This is a genomic window from Pseudomonas sp. BP6 (genome assembly GCF_017875935.1).
Classification (GTDB): Bacteria; Pseudomonadota; Gammaproteobacteria; order Pseudomonadales; family Pseudomonadaceae; genus Aquipseudomonas; species Aquipseudomonas putida_Y.
In genome coordinates, this window is sequence record NZ_JAGINI010000001.1 from 2,332,430 (window position 1) to 2,356,764 (window position 24,335).

General features: G+C 58.4%; 24 protein-coding genes and 3 pseudogenes. 8 read left to right on the forward strand and 19 right to left on the reverse strand.

All coding sequences use genetic code 11. From position 1 onward, the window contains the following. Window positions 1-11 precede the first annotated feature (11 nt). The 3 genes from J3A98_RS10675 (at window position 12) to J3A98_RS10685 (ending at window position 3,243) form a co-directional block, all read left to right on the forward strand. The gene (locus J3A98_RS10675) at window positions 12-1,208 is read left to right on the forward strand and encodes an acetyl-CoA C-acetyltransferase (RefSeq protein WP_209965995.1); all 1,197 of its coding nucleotides are present in this window, start codon (window positions 12-14) and stop codon (window positions 1,206-1,208) included. A 13-nt stretch (window positions 1,209-1,221) separates the two neighbouring features. Further along, complete coding sequence (locus J3A98_RS10680; protein WP_209965997.1) at window positions 1,222-2,457, forward strand: acetyl-CoA hydrolase/transferase C-terminal domain-containing protein; 1,236 nt, start codon at window positions 1,222-1,224, stop codon at window positions 2,455-2,457. A gap of 171 nt (window positions 2,458-2,628) precedes the next feature. Then, window positions 2,629-3,243 (forward strand): TetR/AcrR family transcriptional regulator, encoded by a 615-nt coding sequence (locus J3A98_RS10685; protein ID WP_209966000.1) that lies wholly within the window; start codon window positions 2,629-2,631, stop codon window positions 3,241-3,243. A 47-nt stretch (window positions 3,244-3,290) separates the two neighbouring features. Here J3A98_RS10685 and J3A98_RS10690 read toward each other — a convergent pair whose 3' ends face one another. From J3A98_RS10690 to J3A98_RS27085, 9 genes and pseudogenes are all read right to left on the reverse strand, one after another. Continuing rightward, complete coding sequence (locus J3A98_RS10690) at window positions 3,291-3,692, reverse strand: SgcJ/EcaC family oxidoreductase (protein ID WP_209966002.1); 402 nt, start codon at window positions 3,690-3,692, stop codon at window positions 3,291-3,293. Further along, complete coding sequence (locus J3A98_RS10695) at window positions 3,689-4,489, reverse strand: CaiB/BaiF CoA-transferase family protein (protein ID WP_347275877.1); 801 nt, start codon at window positions 4,487-4,489, stop codon at window positions 3,689-3,691. The genes J3A98_RS10690 and J3A98_RS10695 overlap by 4 nt, the downstream gene beginning before the upstream one ends. After that, a complete protein-coding gene (locus J3A98_RS27160) occupies window positions 4,486-4,620 on the reverse strand; it encodes a CoA transferase (protein WP_348635623.1) in 135 nt (44 codons plus the stop codon). Before J3A98_RS27160 ends, J3A98_RS10695 begins: the two co-directional genes overlap by 4 nt. Next, window positions 4,599-4,763 carry a hypothetical protein gene (locus tag J3A98_RS27165; protein ID WP_348635624.1) on the reverse strand — a complete coding sequence of 55 codons (165 nt, stop codon included), beginning with the start codon at window positions 4,761-4,763 and terminating at the stop codon, window positions 4,599-4,601. The genes J3A98_RS27160 and J3A98_RS27165 overlap by 22 nt, the downstream gene beginning before the upstream one ends. A 114-nt stretch (window positions 4,764-4,877) precedes the next feature. Further along, window positions 4,878-6,116 carry a CaiB/BaiF CoA-transferase family protein gene (locus tag J3A98_RS10700; protein ID WP_209966004.1) on the reverse strand — a complete coding sequence of 413 codons (1,239 nt, stop codon included), beginning with the start codon at window positions 6,114-6,116 and terminating at the stop codon, window positions 4,878-4,880. Window positions 6,117-6,183: 67 nt separating this feature from the next. Then, window positions 6,184-7,350: an acyl-CoA dehydrogenase family protein gene (locus J3A98_RS10705; RefSeq protein WP_209966006.1), complete on the reverse strand. Its 1,167-nt coding sequence runs from the start codon at window positions 7,348-7,350 to the stop codon at window positions 6,184-6,186. Between the two features lie 13 nt (window positions 7,351-7,363). Then, window positions 7,364-7,825 carry a MaoC family dehydratase gene (locus J3A98_RS10710; protein ID WP_209966008.1) on the reverse strand — a complete coding sequence of 154 codons (462 nt, stop codon included), beginning with the start codon at window positions 7,823-7,825 and terminating at the stop codon, window positions 7,364-7,366. Between the two features lie 13 nt (window positions 7,826-7,838). Next, a complete protein-coding gene (locus J3A98_RS10715) occupies window positions 7,839-8,729 on the reverse strand; it encodes a CoA ester lyase (protein WP_209966010.1) in 891 nt (296 codons plus the stop codon). Between the two features lie 464 nt (window positions 8,730-9,193). Next, window positions 9,194-9,508, reverse strand: a pseudogene (locus J3A98_RS27085) (SDR family NAD(P)-dependent oxidoreductase); the annotation flags it as partial. A gap of 166 nt (window positions 9,509-9,674) precedes the next feature. On the opposite strand from J3A98_RS27085, the gene J3A98_RS10725 reads away from it, so the two are divergent. Beyond that, complete coding sequence (locus tag J3A98_RS10725) at window positions 9,675-10,412, forward strand: MFS transporter (protein WP_209966014.1); 738 nt, start codon at window positions 9,675-9,677, stop codon at window positions 10,410-10,412. Here the strand turns inward: J3A98_RS10725 and J3A98_RS27090 are convergent. Then, a pseudogene (locus tag J3A98_RS27090) lies at window positions 10,351-10,695 on the reverse strand (LysR family transcriptional regulator); the annotation flags it as partial. The gene J3A98_RS10725 and the pseudogene J3A98_RS27090 overlap by 62 nt on opposite strands. 225 nt (window positions 10,696-10,920) lie before the next feature. Here J3A98_RS27090 and J3A98_RS26880 point away from each other — a divergent pair. The 3 genes from J3A98_RS26880 to J3A98_RS26890 are packed head-to-tail and all read left to right on the forward strand — an operon-like array spanning window position 10,921 to window position 11,725. Then, window positions 10,921-11,214, forward strand: a complete 294-nt coding sequence (locus J3A98_RS26880; RefSeq protein ID WP_245355141.1) for an alpha/beta hydrolase — start codon at window positions 10,921-10,923, stop codon at window positions 11,212-11,214. Between the two features lie 5 nt (window positions 11,215-11,219). Then, entirely contained in the window at window positions 11,220-11,573 is a 354-nt protein-coding gene (locus J3A98_RS26885) for a hypothetical protein (protein ID WP_245355538.1), read from the forward strand. Continuing rightward, window positions 11,570-11,725, forward strand: coding sequence for a hypothetical protein (locus J3A98_RS26890; protein WP_241792080.1), 156 nt, complete (start codon window positions 11,570-11,572; stop codon window positions 11,723-11,725). Before J3A98_RS26885 ends, J3A98_RS26890 begins: the two co-directional genes overlap by 4 nt. Window positions 11,726-12,146: 421 nt before the next feature. On the opposite strand, the gene J3A98_RS27170 is transcribed toward J3A98_RS26890, so the two are convergent. From J3A98_RS27170 to J3A98_RS10785, 9 genes and pseudogenes are all read right to left on the reverse strand, one after another. Beyond that, window positions 12,147-13,433 (reverse strand): PAS domain-containing methyl-accepting chemotaxis protein, encoded by a 1,287-nt coding sequence (locus tag J3A98_RS27170; protein ID WP_209966016.1) that lies wholly within the window; start codon window positions 13,431-13,433, stop codon window positions 12,147-12,149. A 628-nt stretch (window positions 13,434-14,061) separates the two neighbouring features. Continuing rightward, a complete protein-coding gene (locus tag J3A98_RS10745) occupies window positions 14,062-14,391 on the reverse strand; it encodes a hypothetical protein (RefSeq protein WP_209966018.1) in 330 nt (109 codons plus the stop codon). 642 nt (window positions 14,392-15,033) lie between these two features. After that, a complete protein-coding gene (locus J3A98_RS10755; protein WP_209966021.1) occupies window positions 15,034-16,545 on the reverse strand; it encodes an aldehyde dehydrogenase in 1,512 nt (503 codons plus the stop codon). Between the two features lie 64 nt (window positions 16,546-16,609). Then, the gene (locus J3A98_RS10760) at window positions 16,610-17,572 is read right to left on the reverse strand and encodes a PDR/VanB family oxidoreductase (protein WP_209966023.1); all 963 of its coding nucleotides are present in this window, start codon (window positions 17,570-17,572) and stop codon (window positions 16,610-16,612) included. Window positions 17,573-17,693: 121 nt separating this feature from the next. Beyond that, complete coding sequence (locus J3A98_RS10765; protein ID WP_209966026.1) at window positions 17,694-18,938, reverse strand: SRPBCC family protein; 1,245 nt, start codon at window positions 18,936-18,938, stop codon at window positions 17,694-17,696. 54 nt (window positions 18,939-18,992) lie between these two features. Further along, window positions 18,993-19,346: a hypothetical protein gene (locus J3A98_RS10770; RefSeq protein WP_209966028.1), complete on the reverse strand. Its 354-nt coding sequence runs from the start codon at window positions 19,344-19,346 to the stop codon at window positions 18,993-18,995. Between the two features lie 125 nt (window positions 19,347-19,471). After that, window positions 19,472-20,395, reverse strand: coding sequence for a transporter (locus tag J3A98_RS10775; RefSeq protein ID WP_209966030.1), 924 nt, complete (start codon window positions 20,393-20,395; stop codon window positions 19,472-19,474). Window positions 20,396-20,597: 202 nt separating this feature from the next. Further along, on the reverse strand, window positions 20,598-21,044 hold the full coding sequence (locus J3A98_RS10780; RefSeq protein ID WP_209966032.1) for an SDR family oxidoreductase: 447 nt from the start codon (window positions 21,042-21,044) through the stop codon (window positions 20,598-20,600). A gap of 95 nt (window positions 21,045-21,139) precedes the next feature. Then, window positions 21,140-22,069, reverse strand: a pseudogene (locus J3A98_RS10785) (IS30 family transposase). Window positions 22,070-22,821: 752 nt separating this feature from the next. Between J3A98_RS10785 and J3A98_RS10790 the strand changes: the two are divergent. After that, window positions 22,822-24,246: an MmgE/PrpD family protein gene (locus tag J3A98_RS10790; protein WP_209966034.1), complete on the forward strand. Its 1,425-nt coding sequence runs from the start codon at window positions 22,822-22,824 to the stop codon at window positions 24,244-24,246. The last annotated feature ends 89 nt before the right edge of the window (window positions 24,247-24,335 follow it).

Consider the following 24,335-nt stretch of genomic DNA (forward strand, 5'->3'; position numbering starts at 1 on the left):
GAGAGGCAACGATGAGAAGAGCAGCGATCGTGGCACCGCGCCGAACCGCGGTTGGGACATTTGGCGGCAGCCTGCGCGGCGTGCCAGTGGAGCGCCTGGGCGCGGAGGTGGTCAAAGCCATCCTGGCGCAAACCAGGCTGGACCCTGAGCGTATCGATGATGTGGTGTTCGCCCAGTCCTATGCCAACTCCGAAACTCCCTGCGTGGGCCGCTGGATTGCCCTGGAGGCGGGGCTGCCGGTGAGCGTGCCGGGCATGCAGCTGGACCGCCGTTGTGGCGGTGGCCTGCAGGCCCTGGTCAGCGCCGCGATGATGGTGCAGACCGGCGCCGCCGACGTGGTACTCGCCGGTGGCGTAGAGAGCATGAGCAACATCGAGTACTACAGCACTGACATGCGCTGGGGCTCCAAGGCCGGCTCCGTGACGCTGCACGACCGCCTGGATCGGGGCCGCGAGCGTTCGCAGCCGGAGCACCGCTTCGGCCGTATCTCGGGAATGATCGAGACCGCCGAGAACCTGGCCCGCGAGTACGGCATCAGCCGTGAGGCGTCCGACGCTTATGCCGCACGCAGCCAGCAACGCGCTGCCGCCGCCTGGGAGGCCGGGCGTTTCGATGACGAGATCGTACCGGTCAGCGTGCCGCAGAAGCGCGGCGAGCCGCTTGTGGTGACCCGCGATGAGGGCGTGCGTGGTGACACCACGCTCGAAAAACTGGCCGGCCTGCGCACTCTGAGCAAGGGCGGTACCGTCACCGCCGGCAACGCCTCCCAGCAGAACGACGCCGCGGCAGCCTGCCTGGTGGTGGCCGAGGATAAGCTCGACGAGCTGGGCCTGGAGCCAATCGGCTACCTGCACAGCTGGGCGGCGGCCGGTTGCGAGCCAGCGATCATGGGCATCGGACCGGTACCGGCGGTGAACAAGCTGTTCGCCCGTACCGGGCTTGGCTTCGAGCAGATGGACCTGGTGGAGGTCAACGAGGCCTTTGCCTGCCAGGTGCTGGCGGTGCTCAAGGGTTGGGGCTGGAACGACCCGGACCGGCTCAATGTGAACGGTTCGGGCATCTCCCTGGGGCATCCGGTGGGCGCCACGGGCCTGCGCATCATGACCTCGGTGCTGCACGAGCTGCAGCGTCGCCAGGGGCGCTATGCTCTGGAGGCCATGTGTATCGGCGGTGGCCAAGGCCTAGCCGCGATCTTCGAGCGGGCCTGAGGGAGCACCTGCGATGACGGAAGCGATCAGCCTCGAAGCGCTGGACTTCTGTACCCTGATCCACCCGGGCGACCGGGCTGTGTGGGGGCAGGGCGGCGCTGAACCGACAGCGCTAACCGAACGCCTGATGGCCCAGCGTGAAAGTATTGGACGTTTCAACGTGTTCGTCGGCATGAGCCTCGGCGACAGCGTGACACCCGCCAATTCCAGGCAGGTGCGCTATCAGTCCTATTGTGGTGCCGCGCGGAACCGGTCCCTGGCCCGAGAGAAGGCGCTGGACATCCTGCCGTGCCATTACTCGCAGCTGGCCACGCTCCTGGCGCCTGTCGACGTTTTGCTGTTGCAGGTGGCCGAGGGGCCGCAAGGGTTCAGTTTCAGTATTGCCGCCGAGTACCTGGCACCGCTGGTACGCTCGGCGCGCTTGGTGATTGCGGAGGTCAATGCCCAGGCCCCGTGGACTCATGGTGAGTACCTGGACCCACGGGACATCGACCTGCTGGTACGCACCGACCGGTCTGTACTGGAGGTGCCCAGTGCGTTGGGCGGCGAAGTCGAGAAGGCCATCGCTCGGCACATTGCCGGGTTGGTGGAGGATGGTTCTACCTTGCAACTGGGCCTGGGCAGCTTGCCGGAGGCCGTGCTCGATGGCCTTCGTTCGCACCGTGACCTGGGTATCCACTCCGGCGCCATCGGTGACAAGGTTGTCGACCTGATGGAACAGGGCATCATCACCAACGCTCGCAAGAGCCGTGATGCCGGTGTCAGCGTTGGCGGCGTACTGTTCGGCGGTGAGCGCATTTACCGCTACGCTCACGACAACCCTCGCATTCACTTGCGTTCGACCGCCTATACGCACTCTCTAGATGTCCTGCGCAGCCTGGACCGGTTGGTGACCATCAATTCGGCCATCGAGGTGGACCTCACCGGCCAGGTTAACGCCGAAATCGCCGGTGGCTTGTATGTCGGTGCGGTGGGCGGCGCCATGGACTTCCAGCGCGGCGCCCATGCCTCCCGGGGGGGCCTGCCGATCATCGCCTTGCCGGCCACGGCACTGGGCGGGCGTCAGAGCCGGGTGGTCAGCAGCTTGTCGGGGCCGGTCAGCACGCCCCGTGCCGATGCCGGATTGATTGTGACGGAATATGGCGTGGCGGACCTGCGTCATTGTGACCTGCGCGAGCGGGCGCGACGCATGGTGGACATCGCCCACCCAGACTTCCGTCACTCGCTCGCCCAAGCGGCGGGGCTCTGAACTGGTTTGATGGCGGGTAAGGCAGGCGTCATTGGTTCCACGCAACCCCGTCGTCGTTTGCTTGACTCGCGGTCAGACCACCCCCGAATTCAACAAACTCCGTTTGAGCACTGGCAGGTCGACGGTTACCATCTCGCCAGTCCACCCGACCCACAGGGATGCCCGCTACAGATGGCGAGACGTCAAGCCACTCCTTCCGCTGAAGACACCCGTGAACGGCTCATGCGCCTCGCTGCCCGTGCGTTCGGTGCTCAAGGTTATACCGCCACGACCATGCGACAGATCGCCGAGCAAGCTGGTATCGAGGCCGCCAGCATCTATTACCACTTCTCGTCCAAGGAAGAGCTGGTGGATGCGGTCATGGAGCATGGTGCCGAGCGAATCGTCCGGCACATCTATCGATGCATGGATTCGCTGCCCGTCGGCGCCAGCGCCGAGGCCAGCTTCAAGGCGGCACTGGTCGGCCAGTTGACGGGGCTGGTGCAGTACGGCGACTACGCCTTCGCTCGTGGACGCTTGCATGAGCAGTTGCCGGAAAAGGTTCAGCAGCGTCAATTGCGCCGGCGCGAACGGCACCAAGCGTTCTGGGACGGGTTGCTGCATCGGCTGCGCGACGAAGGGTATCTGCGCGAGGATGTGAACCTGGCGCTGTGCCGTGTGTTCGTGCTTGGCACCATCAATTCGGCATTGAACTGGTTCGATCCGCAGAAGGGAACGGCGCAGGCGGTGGTGGAGGAGTTTTGCTCGATCTTCTTCGAGGGGGTACGGCCAAGGGCGGCGAACTAGGTTCTTTTATTAATGGATCCTGGGACGCAAAGCGCCTCCAGTCATCGTTAGCCTAGTGGTGGTGCTTCCGGCACCGGGGAAAAGTGGTGCCGCCAGATTTTCCACGCTCCGTCTTCAAGGCGCAGTACCAAGGTCGAGCGCAACAGGCTTGTCGTCTCGCGCCCATCGCTCAGGACGAAACTCATGTTTACGTGCCCTTGGGCCAACAGCAGGCCGTCGGCCGGCTGTGAAACCTCCTGGTCCAGGGCTTGTACCGCGCCCGAACGGATCACACCGTCATAGCTGGCGAAATAGGCCACGATGGCCCCACGCCCGAGGCTGTGCCCCGGGCGCCCGCCGAGCAGCCCGGCATCGGCGGTATAGCACGCGCCCAGGGCGTTGGCATCCCAGGTCGCGGCTGCGGCGCTCCACCGTTCGAGCATTTGCTCCAGCAGTCGTGTCGGTGTCATACGAAGGCTCCGTCTGCGGCATAGGCATCGATACTCGCCGCAGGCAACCACTCGGCCAGCGCCGCGCGGGCGTTTTCCAGCCTTGGTGCGGCCGGTGGCGTAGGGCGCGCAGGCGGTGTACGGGAGAACCGGGGAGCAGGGGCAGGCTGCAGGATACCCTCCACCTCGACGAAGGTTTCCCGCGCCTTGAGATGCGGGTGCTGCATAGCCTGTACAAGGTCGAAGACCGGCGAGAAACAGCAGTCGCTGCCGGCCAGCAGATGCTCCCAGTGGGCGCGAGGCTGGCTGGCGAAGCGTTGGCCCAGGGCATCACGGATCGCTGGGCAAGCGGCGCGGTCGTACTGCTCGCGCAGTATGGGCGCATTGAGTTCGAGTTTTGCCAGCAATTGCAGGTAGAACTTGCGCTCGATGGGGCCGACCGAAACGTACTGGCCCTCGGCGCAAGCGTAGACGTCGTAGAACGGAGAGCCGGAGTCCAGCAGGTTGTTGCCGCGTCCTTCGTTCATCATGCCGGCGTGCCAGAGGCCAAGCAGCACAGTCATCAACGAGCTCACGCCATCGACGATGGCCGCGTCCACGACTTGGCCCTGGCCCGAGCCGCGCGCCTCGAGAATGCCACTGAGCAGCCCGATGGCCAGGTAAAGCGAGCCGCCGGCATAGTCGCCGAGCACGTTCAGTGGAACGGTGGGCGGAGCCCCTTTGCGACCAATGGCATCGAGTACACCGGTAATGGCGATGTAGTTGATGTCATGACCGGCGCTGTGGGCCAGCGGGCCATATTGGCCCCAACCGGTCATGCGGCAGTAGACCAGCCTGGGGTTGCGTTCGAGGCACGCGTCGGGCCCCGCCCCAGGCGTTCCATCACACCCGGGTGAAAGCCCTCGATCAGGGCATCGGCACGGGCTATCAGGTCTTGTACCAGGGCCATGCCCTTGGGTCCTTGAGGTCGACGCGCACGGTCTTGCGGTTGCGCAGTACCAGGTCGTATTCCAGGGGGCAGGCCAGGCCAATATCGGGTGGGGTGACTCGGTCGATACGAATGACGGTGGCGCCAAGGTCGGCCAGCAGCATTGCGCACAGGGGGGGCCGGCCTAATATCGGCGAACTCGATGATATGTACACCTTGCAAGGGTCCCACGGTGTTCTCCTTCTAGGCCGCCGCGGCACCGGCCGCGGCGATCGTGGCTAGACGATGCCTTGCTCGCGCAGGCTGTTGATCTGCTCGGGGCTCAGGCCCAGTAGACCGGTGTAGACATCTTCATTGGCTGCGCCCAGGGCCATGGCGGGTTGGTCGAACTGCGAGGGCGTGGCGGAAAACTGGATCGGCAGCCCCATGCCCATGGCACCGGTGGGGCCGTTGTGCGGGTGCGACAGTTCGAGGATTGCGCCTCGCTCATGCAGACGGCGGTCGTCGAGCATCTGTTGTGGTGTCCGCACGGGTGCCGCCGGAACACCGCGCTTGCGGCCCAGCTCTGCAATCGCTTCGGCGCTGGTGCGCTGGCTGGTCCAGGCCTCGATGATGGCGTTTAGCTCGGTGGCATGGCGCATGCGCGGTCCGCGATGGGCGAAGCGTGGGTCATCGATCAGCTCGGGTTGGCCGAGGGCATCGAGCAGGCCGCGCATCCATTCTGGATGGAAGGCGACGATGGCGATGTGGCCGTCCCGGGTTCGGTAGACACCGAAGGGCGCCAGGCGATCATGGAAATTGCCGGAGCGCATGGGGTAGCCAGCTTGGCCCATGACGTCGAAGTGCTCTTCGGCCACCCAGGACGCCAAGCAGTCGAGCATGGACACCTGCACATGCTGGCCGACGCCTGTACGGCCACGGTGGATCAGCGCGGCGAGGATACCGTTGACCGCGTACATCGGTGCGACCATGTCAGCGATCGGCAGGCCACAACGGGTGGGTGGGCCATCGGCGAAGCCGGTGACTTCCATGATCCCGCTCAAGGCCTGGACGATGATGTCCATGCCCTTCAGGCCGGGGTAGGCGCTAGGCTCACCCATGGCCTTGATCGAGGCATAGATGATGTTCGGGTTGTGCGGGCGTACGCGTTCGTAGTCGACTCCAAGCTTGGCAGTGACACCTTCGCTGAAGTTCTCAAGGATCACATCGGCTTTCTGTGCCAGTTGCATGAATAGCGCTTTGCCCTGCTCACTCTTGAGGTCGAGGGTGATGCTTTTTTTGTTGCGCGCGCGGTTGAGGATCGACAGGGATATCTCGTCCTTGGCCGGGGCGCCGAAATTCAGGCCGTCACCGCCTAGAAAAGGGGGGTTGCTGCGGCCGATATCGCTACCGCCAGGGGATTCGATGCGGATCACTTCCGCACCCATACCGCCTAGCAGCAGCGAGGCGTAGGGCCCCGACAGCGCGACGGTCAGGTCGAGGACGCGGATACCTTCCAGAGGTCTTGTTGTTGACATTTTTGTCTCCTAGAACCGGTTTGCGATCGATGCCTAGCGGGTAACTCGGACCAGGCATCGCGCAGGCTTAGTAGGACTTCGGCAACCCGAGCTTGCGCTCGGCGATGTTCGACAGAATCAGCTGCGGCGTGACCGGGGCGATGTAGCCGATCCAGGCTTCGCGCATGAAGCGCTCGACGTGGTACTCCTTGGCATAGCCGAAACCGCCATGGGTCAGGATCGAGGTCTGGCAGGCCTGCATGCACGCCTCTGAAGCCAACAGCTTGGCGGCATTGGCTTCCGAGCCGCAGGGCTGGCCTTTGTCGTACAGGTCGGCGGCGGCGAAGATCATGTGGTTGGCCGCTTCAAGCTCGGCCCAATTGCGTGCCAGCGGGTGTTGCACGCCCTGGTTCATGCCGATCTGACGACCGAAAACCACACGTTCCTTGGCGTACTGGGTGGCCAGTTTGAGCACAGCGCGGCCAATGCCGACCTGCTCTGCGGAAACCAGCACACGTTCGGCGTTCATACCATGGAAGATATAGCTCAGGCCTTTACCTTCCTCGCCGATCAGCGCGTCCTTGGATATCGGCATGTTGTCGATGAACAGTTCGTTGGTGTCGACGGCAGCGCGGCCGAGCTTGTCGATCTCGCGGATGTCGACGTAGTTGTGGTCCAGCTTGGTGTAGAACAGGCTCAGGCCTTCGCTGTGCTTCTTGACCTCTTCGATCGGCGTGGTGCGCGCCAGGATCAGCATGTGGTCGGCCACCTGGGCGGTGGAAATGAACACTTTCTTGCCGGAGAGGATGTAGTTGCCATCGGCCTGTTTCTTGGCGACGCAGCGCAGCTTGGTGGTGTCCAGGCCCGTGTCCGGTTCGGTGACCGCGAAGCACGCCTTGTGCTCGCCACGGGCGAACGGTGGCAACCAGGCTTCTTTCTGCGCCTCGGTCCCGAAGTGCACAACCGGTTGCAGGCCGAAGATGTTCATGTGAATGGTCGAGGCCGCGGCCTGGCCACCACACTCGGCGACTGTGCGCATGAACAAGGCTGCCTCGGTCACGCCCAGATTTGCACCGCCGACGTTTTCGGGCATGCAGATCCCCAGCCAGCCATCGCGGGCGACGGCTTCGAAGAATTCGTGGGGGAACTCGTGATTCTTGTCTTTGTTACGCCAGTATTCAAGCGGGAAGTTGGCGCAGATTTTCTCTGCGGCATCGACAATGGCTCGTTGGTCCGCTGTAAGTTGGTAATCCATGGCGGGTTCTCCCTCAAGCCTGCGCGGTCGGGCGCAGCATCATCAGGCCAGTGCGAACGGCGGTGCAGACGACTTCATCGCGCTGGTTCCTGGCCACGTGCTTGAAGGTGACGATGCCGGAGTCGTTGCGGCTCTTGGAGAGGCGGGTATCGACGATCTCGGTCTGCACACGGATGGTATCTCCGTGGAAGGTTGGCTTGGGGAAGGCGATCTCGCCAAAGCCGAGGTTGCCTAGGGTTGTGCCCAGGGTGGTCTCGTACACGGTGATGCCGGCTACCAGGGCTAGCAAGAACATGCTGTTGACCAGGCGCTGGCCATAGAAAGTGTTGGCGCTGTATTCGGCATCGATGTGGAGCGGCGCGCAATTGTAGGTCATGGCCGAGAACAGGATGTTGTCGGTCTCGGTCACGGTGCGGCGAATGGCATGTTCGATCACCATCCCTGGTTTGAAGTCTTCGAAGTAAAGTCCGGCCATTTTCATGTTCTCCTTAATTGTTGAAGGCTCGAGCGAGTTCGAGGACTTCGCGGGCGGTCTTGGCGTGGGCGATGTCGATGTGCTCGCCGTCGTAGATGCACGAGGCGCGGCCTTCAGACTGGGCTTTTTCCAGCGCGTCGATCATGCCCTGGTAGAAGGCCACTTCTTCCTCGGTGGGGCTGTAGGTGCGGTTAACGATCTCGATGTTGGACGGGTGCAGCACCAGTTCACCGCTCATGCCCAACTGACGGTCGTTGGCCGAAGACACTTTGAGGCCCTCAAGGTCGTGGACCTGCTGCCAGACACCGCCGATCGGCAGCTTGCCGGCAGCGCGGGCAGCCATGACGATGCGCGACTTGAGGTATTGGGTCTCGCGGCCTTCCAGTGACCACACGGTCTTCAGGGCGCGGGCCACATCGGCGTTCTTGGCGGTTGCCCCGACGATGGCCGGCACGCGCTCGTGTTGGGCGATTTCATACGCCAGCTGCAGCGAGCGGGCGGTTTCCAGCAGTGGGATGACCAAGGTATGACCGATCGGGACACCCGCGCGGTACTCGGCCTCGGCCAGCATAGAGGAAACGGTGTGGATGTCCTCAGGGCCGCATGGCTTGGAGATGACAATACCTTCGATCAGCGGGCTGACAACGGCGAGGATGTCGTCGAAGTCGTATAGGTGAGCGCTACGGTTGATACGCACCCATATACGTTGTTTCTGTTGGGCCAGCCAGCCGATCTTGGATTTGACGATACCGCGGGCCTCGACCTTCAGGTCCGCTGGCACGCTGTCCTCTAGGTCGAGGATCAGCGCATCGGCCTTGGCGCCGGCCGCCTTCTCGATCATGTTCGGCTTGTTGCCGGGCACGAACATCATCGAGCGAATCGGTTTGAGGGGAGTGGAAGCCATCGTGCGAGTACTCCTTCTTGTTTTGCTGGTTAGCCTAACGATAGTTAGATTGATTGGCGGAACTTGCCTGGAATCCAGCATGTATCCGTGAGCTGACCCGCGCCAAGCGGGGTGGCGGAATATTTCCGTACTTTGAAATTCACCATTGAGATCATTGCTGCGCAGTGCCTTCGGAGCGCCAAAGAACGGAACAGAGGCATGTTGCGCCTTGTCAGGGAGTTTGCAGGAGGGCAGGCTGCCTAACATCTGTAAGATTACTGCCGTGCGGGCAGGCTAGAAGGACTCTGCGTAGGCGCTTGTCCGATACCCCACAGCCTACGCAGCACTGGCCGGGCGGGCGGGGCTTGTGCTGGCCGGGGACAGCTGGGGCGATCCAGCGGGGCCGCTGGTGATCCTGTTACACGGCGGGGGCAACCCCGTCATGCCTGGGGCGCCACCGGTGCACTGCTCGCTGCTGCCGGTTGTCATGCAGTGGCCCTGGATGTTCGAGGGCATGGCGATTCGCAGTGGAGCCCTCCAGTGGCGATTACAGCACTGACGCCATGGTGCAGGACCTCAAAGCGGTCATCGCCAGTCATGGCGACCCCGAGCCGGTGCTCATCGGGGCCGAGCGCCTTGAGCCAAGCTGCGGTTTCGCTCGCAGCGTCACCGTCACGGTCGGACACGATCACCAAGGCTCCATCTTCGGCCAGGCGCTGAGCGATCGCGCGACCGATACCCCGTGCAGCGCCGGTAACCAGCGCGACTTGTCCTGCAAGTGGTTTCATCAGATGGATCTCAATGCCGAGGGTTTGTATGCGCCGACATTAGAAGCGGCCTTGGCGCGGCAGGGTGAGGTATCAACCCCGTGTTCCGGTATCCGGAACCTTGTCGATGACGCACTTGAACTGGCGTGAGGAATGGATGATGCAGCGACCTACTGCAAGACCCCTCATGGTGAGTTTCGTGGGTACCTGCGCTATCGCAGGCTTGAACCTGGCCTCGATGTTCTCCGCACGACTGGTGGTGCCTCTGGTGGCCTTGTCGATGGGGGCCAGTGCGCTGTTCGCGGGTGTGACGGCGGCCATGTTCACAATGGTGCCGAAGTTTGCCAGCCTCGGTTTCGGCAGATGGTTAGATCGCACTGGCACCTTGTGGCCCATGACCTTTGCCGCCAGCCTAGCCGTCATCACGGCCTTGGTGTTCACATTGACGCCGCACCTGTTCGCTTTACCGGTGGTGGCCGGCCTGGCTGGTGCAGGTGGCGTGTTTGCGCACATGGCCGCCACTCAGGCGATCGGCGTTGTCGAGGATGTGGCGCATCGGACACGTGACTTGGGTTACCTGGTTCTGGGGTACTCACTGTTCCAGTTCTCCGGGCCGCTGATTGTCGGGGCGACGTATCAGTACCTGGGCAGTACTGCGGCCATGTTGGCGCTGGGAGCGTTCTCGCTCATTTCCCTGGTGGTACTGGCCCTGGGTTGGCATATGTTCCTGCACGAAAACCGGCAAGCGCCGACGGCCAAATCGGCCCGGCCAACTCGGTTGCTGTTGGCACATGCCGAACTGCGTACCTGGATCCTGATCAGTAGTGTGTTCGTCGCAGCACATTCGATTTACCCGTTCGTGTTGTCGCTGCATATCAGCCAGGTGGGCCTGGGGGCGCTCGAAGCGGGATGGATCCTGGGGGCATCGCGTCGTTGAGCATCAGCTCCAGCCGCAGGTTTGGCCAACGGGTCATTAGTTCGCCCATGTGTGGCTCCAGCAAGGTTCTTGCAGCGATGCGCGAAGTGTTTATGCGGATCAGACCAGTCGGTTCGAACTGGGTTTCACCCAGTTCGGAAACTGCGACATCGATGGTGCGCAACGCGGGGACGATGGCATCGAACAGGCGCTGCCCCTCTTCGGTCAGCGACATGTCCCGTGTCGAGCGGTGCAGCAGCCTGACATTCAACTGCTGCTCCAGTGCCTTGAGGTGTTGGAAGAGTGCCGCGCGTGACTTGTCCGTCTATATCGCAGCCTTGGTGAAGCTGCGATTACGCGCAATGTGAACGAACTAGGCCAGTGCGGCAAGAAGAGAGGGAGGAACCGTCATATTGTTAATTAATCCTGACGACTGATGTAATGATCGGCATGTTTTACATGCTAATTGCTTGGTTGCGAAAGGTCATCGATTTCGTTTAACGCCTCATTCCAAAGCAGGAGGAGCCCCATGCGCAACGTCAGCATCACTTACCTCAACGGCCAAGGCATCACCCTGGCAGCGGTCATCCACGAACCGGCAGGGTTCGACGAAGGAAAGCATTACCCAGTGGTTGTCATCGCACCAGGCGGTGACGTGAAGGAGCAGACGGCTGGCCTTTATGCTCGCAAGCTGGCTGAGCAAGGCTTGCTGGCTATCGCCTTCGATGACTCGTACCAGGGCGCAAGCACCGGCTTGCCGCGCGCCAACTGGAGAACCCTTACATCCACACCGAAGATATCAGCGCTGTCATCGACTACCTGACTACGCTGCCCTATGTCGACCCACAGCGTATCGGCGCCATGGGGATCTGTGCCGGTGGTGGCTACAGCGTCAACGCGGCGATCAACGGCCGTCGTATCAGGGCCGTGCCGACGGTCAGTGCCGTGAACATCGGCCAGACGTTCCGCAATGGCTGGGAAAACACCGTCAAGGACGCGGACGCCGTGGGCCACATCGAGTTCGGCTCGAACGCTCGCACCGCCGATCCCAGCAAGTCCGAGTTGGCAACATTGCCGCTGGCCCCGATGCGAGAGGAAGATGCCCCCAACGCTGAACTGCGCGAGGCTGGGAGTACTACCACACGCCTCGCTGCGAACACCCCAACGCGCCTGGCTTCATGACCGCACGCAGCCTGACCCAAATCATCACTTATGATGCTTACAACAAGGCCGAAGCCTTCCTGACCCGACCCATTCTCGCCGTAGCCGGCAGTGTGGCTGGCAGCAAATGGATGAGTGATGACATGCTGGCCCGTGCTGCGAGCCTGGGTTAGCGACTCCACGTCCTCGAGGGTGCTAACCACATGTCATTGTACGACGTACCGAAATATGTGGATGAGGCCGTTTCTGTGCTGGCACCATCCTTCAAGGACACGCCGTAAGGCTTAGTTTGCAGTGCATGGTGGAGTGTATAACCGGTTTTGGTCTGGACCGCCGAGGTGGTGGTGTCGAGCACTTGCCACTCTGGCGCTAGGAATTGAATGTACTTTAGGGGGGCTTTTCGGTATGTGCAGAGAAGCTGGTGGAGTGCTTTTCCAGATAGCCAGAAGCGCAACCAATCAGCGTCAGAAATTCTGATGTCCAAACTGCTGTTTTCATACGCGCCTGTCTTTTTCCTCTACGGATGGGTGGGAATGAGTCCGCCCTAGTACACGCTGCTGGAAATTGCCAGAAAAATGCATCTCGCTAGGTTGTCTAACGCTGTTCGTCTGCACTCATCATCGCTTTGGCTAGGCGTGTCGCCTCGGTAGTGCGGATAGCCAAAGTACGTACTTCATCGGCAACAACGGCAAAGCCCCTCCCGTATTCACCCGCGCGAGCGGCTTCTATGGCAGCGTTGAGGGCTAACAAGTTGGTCTGGGTCGCGATTCCCTCGATCGAGCTGACAATCGTGTTTATCTTTTGCAGGTTGCCTTGCAGGAATTCATGCTGAAGCGCTTGCAGCCGTCGAAGCTCGGACTCTTCATGCTCATCTTGCGCATCAACCAGCGACCCCACCACACGTAGAAGTAAACCGCTGCAGTTGCGCTGGGCTATACCTCGTGCGCGAAACCAGCGGTAGTCGCCATTTTTTAATTTCAACCGATAAGACAAGTCGAGTGGGGCGGTCGCATTGATATCCGCCATGTAAGCAGCAAATGACTCGAAGGTGTTGCCCTGGTCATCCGGATGAAGGCGGGATGACCAGGTCTCTAGCCGTTCGGGAAACGCTTCGACATTTTCGAAACCCAGTAGGCGAATGAACTGAGGTGACCACCACAACGTATTTCTGGGATTGAGGAGGTCACCTTCCACTACCTGCATCTCCCAGAGGGCGTCACGGATGGCTTCAAGCGAAAGTTCGAAGCGCAGCTCGCTAGCCGCCAGCGCATGGCATTGTTGTTTGCTCTGCGTAATGTCCCGCAGGACACAGATGACATGGGATGACAGCGATGAATCATTGCTTGCGCCCAGGTAGCCTTTGAACCAGCCGTACTCATCCATTCTGGTGCGTATCCGACATTCAAATACTTGGGGCACGGTGTCTACCTTGCCGTAAACCAAGCTCTCCACAGGGGCGCCATCATCTGGGTGTACTAGGGCAAGGAGCTCACTTAAACGGGCCGGCACATTAGGTCGTAAAAGACCGGCGAGTGAGGCCGAGAGCGATATAGAGGTATTTGAACTCAGTTCCCTTTGCCCAAGCGATTCCCAAAAGTACTCCCCCGAGCAGGAGGCCAGCAGTTCAAAACGGGCTCTATCGCGATCATGCGCTGCCTGAAGGGAAACCAGATGTTCGGAGAGTTTTTTAATTTCTTGCTCCTGATATATTTTCTCTTCTGTCAGCGCACTGAATTGTTCTTTAAGATTGACCAGCGCTCGATCAGCGTGTTGCGCAAGCCCTCGGATCGAGTGTGGCAAGACAGTGTTTGCCGAGCATGCGGCGTGGATGACATGAAGCAGTGTCTTCCTGACTGCCCGCGCGGTGGAAAAGAGGAGCATCGGATTACCTCGGTTATAACAACAGTGTTGAAATTGTAGTGACGCTCGTGCTGTGCAGCTACGCGCTGAGTCAACCGTTCCGCAAAGTGGAAGGTGTCGACAGTTGTGCTAACAACGCTGTGGTTTTGTCCTGCATCACCCTGTGCAACACTGGGATCGTCATCGTGCAATGTGGGACTCGAAGCGTAGCTGGGCCTTTGATCTTCTGAGGTCTTCTCGAGGAGGCTGGCGACTGTGCTCATGAATCTAGGTACCTATTTGCCTAGGTCACTACTTCTACCACCTGATATCCCCAGTTCGAGCCTTTCGTGGCTCGTTATTGTCATTTGTACCGCATTCGACGGTATCCAACAGAAATGAGAATCCTGCAACGGAGAATCGGTAGTTGCAAGCGAGAAGGTTCACTGGAAATGAGAGGCTCGGCGCATCAAGGGCTGAGAATTACCTCATGGTGTCGCTAGAATCGAGAGTCACTAGCATGAACACGATCGTAATCACAAATTCTGCGGCTGCCGACCTTCTTCACCGATCGCTGCTGCGCTGGAGATCGGGGGTATGGTCATCGGAGTGTTGTGCCATGTAATCTAGTGGTGCGGATAGTAACGATGAAAATTTTGGTTGGTATAAATCAATTGATCATTACACGTTTAATTCGCCTCGGCGGCTCACTGTCCTTGTGGCTCAGTTGCATGCTGTTGGTGCTGGGTGGTTGATCCCAACGATGGCACAAACGATTTTCTGAGAGTGCCGAAAGGTGGAGCAGCAGCACTACATCCGAGGTGTAGAGGAACGAGCGTCCCGCGAGATCGATAGGGTCCGTGAGGAGAGCAAGGGCCTGACGGGTCAACTCAAAGAGGCTAATAAACGTCTGCTGGCTGCGCAACAGCTGCTGCAATCGGTGCATGCTGAGCTGGGCGAGGCTCGCGAGCAGCGCGCTACCGCTCAAGCTCAGGTACACGTCCTGCGGGATCAGGTGGAGCTAGCCCGTGTGGCGGACAAGCCATGCTTTTGCTTGCAGGTAGGCCATGCCCCTCGCGTTGCTTTACTCGCGCAGGCCAGGAGCAAGGTCGCCAGGGCCAGGGCCAAATCACCTTGTTCGCCCCCAGTCGCTCACTAACTCTGACCGCAACGCTGACTAGTTGCAATGCATTAGGATCGGCCAACCCGATATCGTCCCAGGCGACGGCAAGCAGGCGCCGACGCAGATAACGACGATATACGCCTCCCTGTAACATACGGCAATACGGCACATCCAATACAGAGCGGCGGATGGGCTCGACCCCCGCGGCGACTTATGCGGTGCGGAAACTCGGTTAGTCGGATGCTGGGTGCCTTGGTGATCATAAGGTTATTCACCCCATATTTGTCGCCGATTAACACCCTGATTGCGGCGTAGGTGCTGGCAGCGGGGTTGTACGTAATCATTCCGCTGATCAAGGATTTGCTGTTGCTATATTTTCTGAGTGGGTGTGTCGGTCATGATGTGGGCGTTAATCGTTGGTCTTCATCGTCGTCATGACGCTGTTCAGCAGGGGCTAGGCGCAAGGTATAGAAAGCACGGAAGCACCGTGGCCGCCGTGCATGTTTACAATCGGGCTTCTCAGTCCGCGTAGAGATCAGGAAATTTACCTGTCTTACTGATCACGGTCGTGCAGGTTTCCAGGTAGGGTTCAAGGGCATTGATCCCGTTCTCCCGGCCCCAGCCACTACTCTTGACCCCCCCGTAAGGCGTCGACCAGCGCAGGAACGAATAAGTGTTGACCCACACCGTGCCTGCTTCTATGCGACTCGACACCCGGTGAGCTCTGCCCAGGTCCTGAGTCCAGACTCCGGCTGTCAAACCGTAGATGGTGTCGTTGGCGATGGCGATGGCTTCTTCCTCATCATCAAAAGGAATCAGGCATGCCACCGGACCAAATATTTCCTCGCGGGCAACGCGCATTTGATTGGTGACGTCGGCGAATACCGTTGGCTCTACAAAATAACCCGAGGCCAGTTCAGGTGTGCTAACACGTTTGCCACCGGTCACCAGCCTTGCTCCCTCTTGTTGAGCGACAGCGATATACGAAAGGGTTTTCTTCAACTGCGCCTCGTTGGATTGCGGCCCCATATGCACATCTTCCCGAGACGGCAGGCCGACGCGAACACATTTTGCTCGCTCACGGAAGGCCTCGACTACGCGCTCATAGATTGAGCGCTCGACCAGCACACGCGACCCCAACGCACAACTTTGCCCTGTCAGACGCCACGCAGAGGCCGTTGCAGCATTAATCGCGCTTTCGATATCCGCGTCCGCGAAAATGATGTGTGGGGCTTTGCCACCCAGCTCAAAGGAAAATCTTTTTAGATTCTCGGAACCGTCGCGCAGCATGCGTTTAGCGGTAGAGCCTTCACCTGTAAACGAAATTTTGTTCACATCGGGATGCTGGACCAGATGCGCGCCGGCCACAGTTCCCAGGCCTGGCACTACATTGAAAACACCCGGAGGGAAGCCCGCCTCATGTACCAGTCGCGCAAGCAGCAGTGCTGATACCGGCGTCTGCTCGGCTGGTTTGACAACTACTGTACAGCCGGCTGCGAGGGCAGCGCCCACTTTGAGACAGGTGGAAAGCATCGGCGCATTCCAAGGGATGATGGCACCCACTACACCAATGGGTACACGGGTGGTAAAGGCATGCACGCTGTCGTCAATCGGAATAGTTGTACCCTGAGTTTTATCTGCCAGCGAGGCGAACCATTGGTACCACTGGACCTGCGCTGCCAGGCTATTGCGATGATCTCGCACAGGGTTGCCGTTGTCCCTGGACTCGATGATAGCCAGGTCTTCTGTCGCGGCACTGAACAGATCGGCCAGCCGACGAATCAGGGCAGCGCGTTCATGCCCAGGCATTTTGCCCCATGGTCCCTTGAGGGCTGTGCGCGCCGCTAGCACGGCACGATCGATGTCCTGGATGCCTCCAATAGGTGCAACTGCCCAGGGTTTCCCGGATGCAGGGTCGATCGTCTCTATATAGCCGCCATCCAGTGGTGTAACCCACTCGCCATTGATGTAGAGGTGTTCGTAGCGCTGCAAAGTTGTTTCTTGGGGTGTGACTGAAAATTGGACCGCCATGTGTAACTCCAATTGATTGATGCTTGTGACACTACCTGCCAGGTGCCGCTGCTTAGGGCTCACTCTAGAGATCCAGCACCAGCCGTGCTGATTTGGCCCGAGAACAGCACGGCAGGAATTGATCGTTTGCCTCTTGCTCCTGTTCGCTGAGGTAAACGTCAAAGTGGTCCGGCTCGCCGGCTAGGACACGGGTCAGGCAACTGCCGCATACCCCTTGCTCACAAGACGTTTCCACCGTGATTCCGGCGTTGGCTAAGGCCTGGACAGCGGATTGATCTGGCTCGACGACGATCACCTTGCCAGTACTGGCGATCTCGATCTCAAAACGCTCGTTCTCGGTGGGCCGCCGTTGCTCGGCGGCAAAGAACTCGTAATGCAGTTGAGATTCCGGCCAACCTAGCTCGCGGGCCGTGGTCAATACGACATCCATGAAACCTTTGGGGCCGCAGACATAAAGGTGGGTGCCTGCCTGTGGCGACTCCAGCAGGGCTCCTAGATCGAGTCGAGGTGTGCGTGCCTCGTCGTCAAAATATAGGTGAGTGTGGGGTATGAAGTCGGAATGAGTCACGCGCCCTAGAAACGCCGTGCGCGCTCGCGATCGCGTGCAGTAATGCAGGTTGAACGTTGAACCTATTTTAGCCAAGCGTTCCGCCATGCACAGGATTGGGGTGACGCCGATGCCGCCGGCCAGCAGCACGCTGTGACTCGCATCGTCGGCCAAAGGGAAATGATTTCTGGGTGTACTGATGGTCAACTCATCGCCGACATTTACATACGCGTGCAGACTCGACGAGCCACCCCGTGAATGGTGATCACGAAGTACGCAAATCAAATAGCTGAGGGGCGCGTCACCCGCGTTGCATAACGAATACTGGCGCGTTGGCCCACCCGGTATCTGCACATCGATATGCGAGCCGGCCGAGAAGGGGGGAAGTGGGGTGGCGGTGGTGGACACCAATTCGAAGCTGCAGATATCCTCGGCTTCGGTGCGTTTTGCCGCTACGCGAACCTTCAAACGGTCTGGCATGGTCCTACCTCGTTCTTGCTCACGAATAAGCGCGCAGGTACTTGCGCATTTAATAACGCCTGAATATGAACACCACCGGCCGTCAGCCTTACAGGAGCTGCCGGTGGATGCCATCGCCTTGTTAAGATAGGGCGTCCGCAACCGTCTCTGCCGACGACCATTTGATGACCTGCTCAAGGCCATGACGGCAAAGGATTTCGCTCTCGTTGAAGTACACAAAAGGCTTGGCACCGGACTCCAGGCCTTTTTGCATGCTTTCAATGTTTGCCAAGTCTTCTAGCATCGTATCGGTGATGTGGGACGTGAAATGCTCCAATTGAAGGCGCTCGCGCACGGTCGTTGGCTTCTTGTTATAGAAGCGGGCTTCCCAGAGGGTGGTGGTAGCCGAGGTGGGCCAGAACTCATGCGTCCAGAACTGGTTGGCCGACAATTGCAAATGCCAGTTAGGAAAGAACCAGTTCACGTCGCTTGACCAATTCTCGTTCTTCGTCGGGTTTACGCTCTTGTGTTCAGTTACAGGGTTTCTTTGCCCATGTTGACGTGCACCGGTTACCGAGTGATCCGCCGGAAACAGCCATTGAGCGAACTTCGATTTAGCAAAAGGTTGTGCAAGAGGGTTCAGCCAGAGTGACAGCGAGCGATGAGAACCATAGATATTGGCGCTGATGGGGCGACTAAACGGGTTAGGCTTGCCCGTATAAAGCGGACCCAGCGTCTTAGGGTGGATCGAGGCAATATGGTAGGCCTCGCTGAAGTTCTCAGCCACGACTTTCCAATTTGCCTTGAACTCCCCACGTAAAACAACAGAGTGATTGGGATTCTGGTAAGTAATTCCTGCCATGGCATCCGCCATTGGCCCAAGAAACGCTTTCAGGCTGACCTCGGGCACCGGCGCCATATTGAGGAAGATCCAGCCTTCCCAGATATCCAGTGTGACGGGTGTTAGACCGCACTTTTTACGATCAAGGTTGAAGAACCCTGACTCATCCGGAACATTGGCCAGCTCACCAGAGTTGTTGTAACCCCAACTGTGGTAGCGACAGACGAAACGCTTAGCATTGCCACTAGGACGGTGCTCAACCAGATTTGCACGATGCGCGCAGACGTTATGGAATGCACGGATATTGCCGTCCTCGGCGCGCACCACAATGACGGAGGATTTGATCACCGCGAGGTCCTTCACGAAGAAGTCGCCGGTCTTGGGTATGCTTTCGACGCGCCCGACCATCAACCAGGCGCGCTTGAATATACGCTCACGCTCAACTTCATATTGAGCCAGATCGCTGTAAAGCGAGGATGACATTTCACCTGTATTTAGGCCAGCCAACTCGGTTAGACTCGTTTTTTTATCGATCGGTTGGTTCATGATGACTCCTGGTAATACATGAAATTTCAGATGAACAAAGGCCCAAGCGGACACTCAACCGTGAGGCTGAAAGCCAGTCACTATTTCAAGTGCATGCTGTGATCGTGCATGTCGAATAGAAGGGGCTTGGTGAATTTCCACCGCAACGGCGGCGTGAGTCATTGCCAGCAATAACCGGAACAGGCGTTCAGCGGGAGCGGGCATTTCATCCAGAGGAAATTGATCCAAATACTGAGTTGCAGCGTCCGCGCGCGGCAGCATGGCCTCGTAGAACTTCAAAATGTCCGGATAGGGCATCGCGGCACGTTTGATCCAGCGCTCATGGGATGTGGGCTTATCCCAATGATCCAGAAATGGTTCCAACTCTTCAAAACCGTCAGGCAAGCGAGTGGTGTCAGGCGTTAGCATCGGTACCTCCTTTTTTTTTATGGCAGTCTCAAAGCGGGTCAGAGCGAAGTCAATTTTCCTCGTAGAACATTTCCGTACACTGGGTTTGCGCATCGCATAAGGTGGCCAGTTGTGGTGTTATGGCATCAAAATACGTGAAGGATGCGAACACGAAGTTGCTGGTCCATCTTGAAGCCACTTTCAACGTCTAGGTCCCGGTAGTAACCGAACAGGATCTGATCTGATGCTGTTACAAAAGTACTGGTCTCAGAATAGAAGCCCGTGGTTTTCGTCCGGTCGCCTTGCCAGTTATTGTCCAGCTTTGTTTCTCCGCCTATGTCGTGGTACAGGCCTACCCCTACCAGTGTGTGACCCGGGTTATCAAACTGGTAGTTGAACGCGACTTTGGTTTCGTACCAGGGGCGCTGGCGAAGCGTCATCTTGGACGGGCCGTATTCATTGTTTTTACCGTAGACGGTAGCCTCGGCAGCAAGCTCCAAGCGCCAGTTCGGCCCCAGCCCACGCTGATAGAGTGCCTGTACGGTCGCTTTCCAGCGGTTTTCTCCAGGATTGAGTAGGTCGTTGTGGTCATACTCACCTATTGGCAAAAATACATACGGCCCAATGACAAAGTAATTGTTATTAGCTCTGTCGACATGCAACCATATCGGAAAACCAACTAATGGATCAGCGAGCCCGGAGGTGTGTCTCAACCCGACTACGTTGTCGGGCGAAAGATTTGAGTGAAAGAGAACAAACTGGGGATTCCCGACCATGGAATCCCCCAGTGCTATAGGGTGGGCGTACCGAATGATGCTGGTGGTGGCTTTGAGCTTTGCCTGACGACTTACTACGTCGCCGTTCTTGTACATGCTGGAGTTTCGATTGGCGAGGACATAACCGGCGAGAAGGTCATGCCCTGGAACCGGAGCAATCGTATCTCCGATATCGCTTCCCAAGGCGTTTGCGGGAAGCGGGTATAAACCAATAAGTGATAAAATCATTGCTGAAGTTAGCGCTTTTTTTACGGTGCAATAGAGGTGCAGCCAAAAACGATGTTTGACGAGCATGCAATTCTCCAATATTTATTTTTTTTGTTTTGAAGCTCTTTATTGCTCAGGGCGCGAGATTGCTTCCCGCTGGAGGTATCTCGCCACAATATGTCTGGGCTGTCTTTTTTTTTTGGTAGATGTTCCGTTCTTTGGAATAGATCGCAGAGCGATATCAATTAGAGCGTGAAAAATGGAAGGAAGAGGCTTGTATGGTACGAGTTCATCGTATGTTATAACAACGTGATTGCCGGCGACGTGGGCGCCGGCGGGGCGTCAGATCGAAGTGAACGTCCACGGCTAAGTTGGCTGTGGTGACGTAGGATGTCTGGTCACTCGTCAGAAACAATACAGCGCTGGCAACCTCTTCGGGAACGTGCAGCAATTCCCGGGTTTCACTTTCACTGTTCAGGCCGCCCGCACTCATTGTGGTGATGATCATCCCTGGGTTTACTGCATTCAGGCGGATGTTGTGGGATGCATATTTGGGTGCCGCAGATTTTGTCAGCATCCTCGAGACACCTTTGGAGGCGGTAGAATCCGGATTGAGCCCGGGGAACGCACCCAGTGCTGCGATAAGGCGCAACGCTGACGATCGCGCCGCCTCCAGCCTCTTCAGGTGCGGAGCGGCAGCCTTAAGTTTGAACTCACTGGAATAAGATTTACGCATAGCCTAACACCTCAGATTTGGGCGCAATCATAGCGCCCGATTGAAGTGTCCAAAATCATTAGGCCAGGCGGTTGCAGGAGCTGAGTGCAACACGGTTATTGAATTGTCATGGGTGTATCGTTCCGCATCGCAATGGCCTTTTGCATCACCTCACTCATCACCTCGATCGGACATTGGAAATCGAAGCGTTTACGTGGAAGCATATTTAATTGCAAGGCAATGGCATCTACCTGTTTTTGGCTGTGTCCCGACAAGTCCGCCCCTTTGGGCAGGTACTGACGGATCAGCCCGTTGATATTTTCATTACTGCCGCGCTGCCGAGGGCTGTGCGGGTCGCAGAGGTAATCGCCACCTCTGTGCTCTGGGTAATCTCCCCGCGCCGCGCCGTCTCTCGGCCCTGGTCGAAGGTCATGCTCCTGCGCAATGTCAACGGCGTGCTATTGAACGCAGCGCTGAAGCCCTACATCGCCGAGGTTGCGGTCGCGTCATTCATTTTCACCAGCATCAAGTAGCCACTGGTGCGTTCCACCAACGTGACTACGGACGAGGCATTGGCCGCGCCGATCCACGCCGCCTGAGCGTGGCCGGCGGGCCGTTTTGCCTTGGCGCAGACAGATGATAAGTTCCTTGCGCAGTTCACCGACCGGCAGGGCATAGATCGCGTTATAGATCGTCTCGCGGCAGACGTAGGCATCTCTAGGGCTGGGAATGTTCATGCTGCGTAGCTTGCCGGCAATCTGCTCGGGAGACAAACGCTCGCGCAGCATATGGGCCACCAACTCGAAGCGTTCGCTACACGGCAACAGCTTTCGCATCGGCCGACAGGTTTGGCGGCGGGCTTGCGTTTGTTGCTGAGCCGCACGGGCCGAGTAACTACCACAGACCTCCCGATTGCGGCGTATCTCCCGGCTGATGGTCGAGGGAGATCGTCCGATCAGCCGAGCAATTCAACGCTGGCCGAGGACCTCTACATGACCGATTTGAATGGCGGCGCGTTCTTCGACGCTGAGTTCGTGATAAGAGATGGGGCAGCACCGTACCGGAAAGGTCAGGTGTGCACTCAGTTTTTGCCGCCGCCCCAGTTGAGTACAGTGACGGCACGGATAACTTCAGATGTGCGCAAGGCGGTCATGCCCCCAAACTCTCGAGTTATTCTGATGTACGGAATATAAGCGTCGTGCTCTTTGTGCACCGAAATGTTTGCTCCTTATGATGGACTCGTCGGTTCAACTGAAGGTAGCTCGTCAGTTGAATGGCGCACGCACGACAGGAAATAAGAAAGGGAATGTGTGCAAGCTCCTAAATCGGTTTCGCCGTTTGCTATCGCAGTTGCGGGTAGGACGAGTCCAATGACGTTGGCGATCTTCTCCGTCGCCTCTCCACTACAGGCAGTCGCACAGGCGCGCTCAACCCAAGTACGGGCTGGTCAAAAAAAATCAGCACCAACGTAACTGGAATGAGGTCGAGACCGGTTTGATCTGCACGTTCGGTATCCAGGCTCATCCTCATTTGGATGCCGGCATATATACCGACTGGGAGGGGAAACCGTCTAGGTTATGAGCTGTAAGACGATCAGGGACGTACACGGGATTTATATGGCTAACGCAGTCCGTTTCTTGTAGCTCTGATCAGATGATGTTCGGTATGTACAAGGATCTGGATGTTGAAAGCGGCTACAAAATGGTCCACCGCTGGTTCATCTGGTGAGCGCTCTATAAGCGTGACAGTACACGAACACCCGAACCACAAATAGAGCTTAAATCTAGAGGACACCATCATGTCGGACACCATCGTACAAAAACTGGCGCAATTTTCGAGTCAAACGACCCTCGCTTCCTTGCCGGGCGAGGTTATCGAGGAGTGCAAGCGCGTCCTGCTCGATTCCTTTGGTTGCGCGCTTGCCGCGATCCATGAACCCAAGGGGCGCATCGGTATCGACTACGCCCGCGTGCTCGGCGCCGGCGATCCGGCAGCCACCATCATCGGTGAGAAGCAAAAGGTCTCGGTGTTTGCCGCAGCGTTCGCCAATGGTGAGTTGATCAACACCCTGGACATGGACGCAGTGCTACCGCCGGGTCATGTCACGCCTTATGTACTGCCGGGGGCGCTGGCGGTGGCCGAGGCACGTCGCTCCTCGGGTGCCGAGTTGATCGCAGCCATGGCGTTGTCGCACGAGATGTCCTATCGCCTAGGCAAGGCGATGGATTATCTGCGTGATACCAAAGACGGCAAGGTTTCGCCGCCGCCGGTGTATGGCTACAGCAGCACTGTCTTCGGTGCCACCGCGGCCGTCGGCAAGCTCATGGGGTTTACCACGCAACAGCTGGCTGACGCTCTTGGTATCGCCGGCAGTACCGCCCCAGTGAACTCCCAAGTCGCCTGGTTCCAGCATGCGCCAAGCTCGACCATCAAGTATCTGCTGGCCGGCGCGTTGACCCAGGTCGCCATGACCGCAGCATATATGGCTGAGCTGGGGCATCGTGGCGATATTCAGACCCTCGACGACCGCGAATACGGTTTCCCAAGGTTCATCGGCACCCGCCGCTGGGAGCCGGCGCCTATTACCCAGGGCCTGGGTGAAGAGTGGCGGTTCACCACCGAGCAGGCTTACAAGCCTTATCCTCATTGTCGCATCCTCCATGCGCTGCTTGATTCGATGGACGAAATCTTATCTGACAATAATATCCGCCCGAACGAGATCGATGGCATCAAGGCTTGGGTAGAAGGGTTCGTGGAACAGCCTGTATGGCTCAATCGCAGTATCGAACATGTGCATGACGCCCAGTTCAGTATCGCCCACGGCTTGGCATTGGGAGCCCATCGCATTAAGCCCGGCAAAGCATGGCAGGACCCGCAACGGGTGTTCGACCCATCGGTGATGCAACTGATGGACAAGGTTACCCACGAAGTTCACCCCAATTACGTCGAGCTACTCACAACCAACGGTGCCAGTCGGCCTGCGAAGATCGAAATCACCGCCCGTGGCCAAACATTCACCGGTGAGCGTCGCTACCCCAAAGGCAGCCCATCCCCGGACCCGCAAAGCCGCATGACCAATGAAGAGCTGATTGCCAAATTCCTACACAACGCCGATGGGGTGATCCCAGCAGATGTGGCCACGCAGATCGTCGATAACGTGCTCTCCCTTGAACAGCTCAGCGATGTTTCACAGTTGATGCGGAAGGTCGCCGCCGCGGGCTGAGCCCGTGTTCGTCTGCCCTTAGTAGCCCGAGAAAATCACAATGACAATAAAGTACCTCAAGAAAATCTTCAGAATAAATGTTGCCTTAA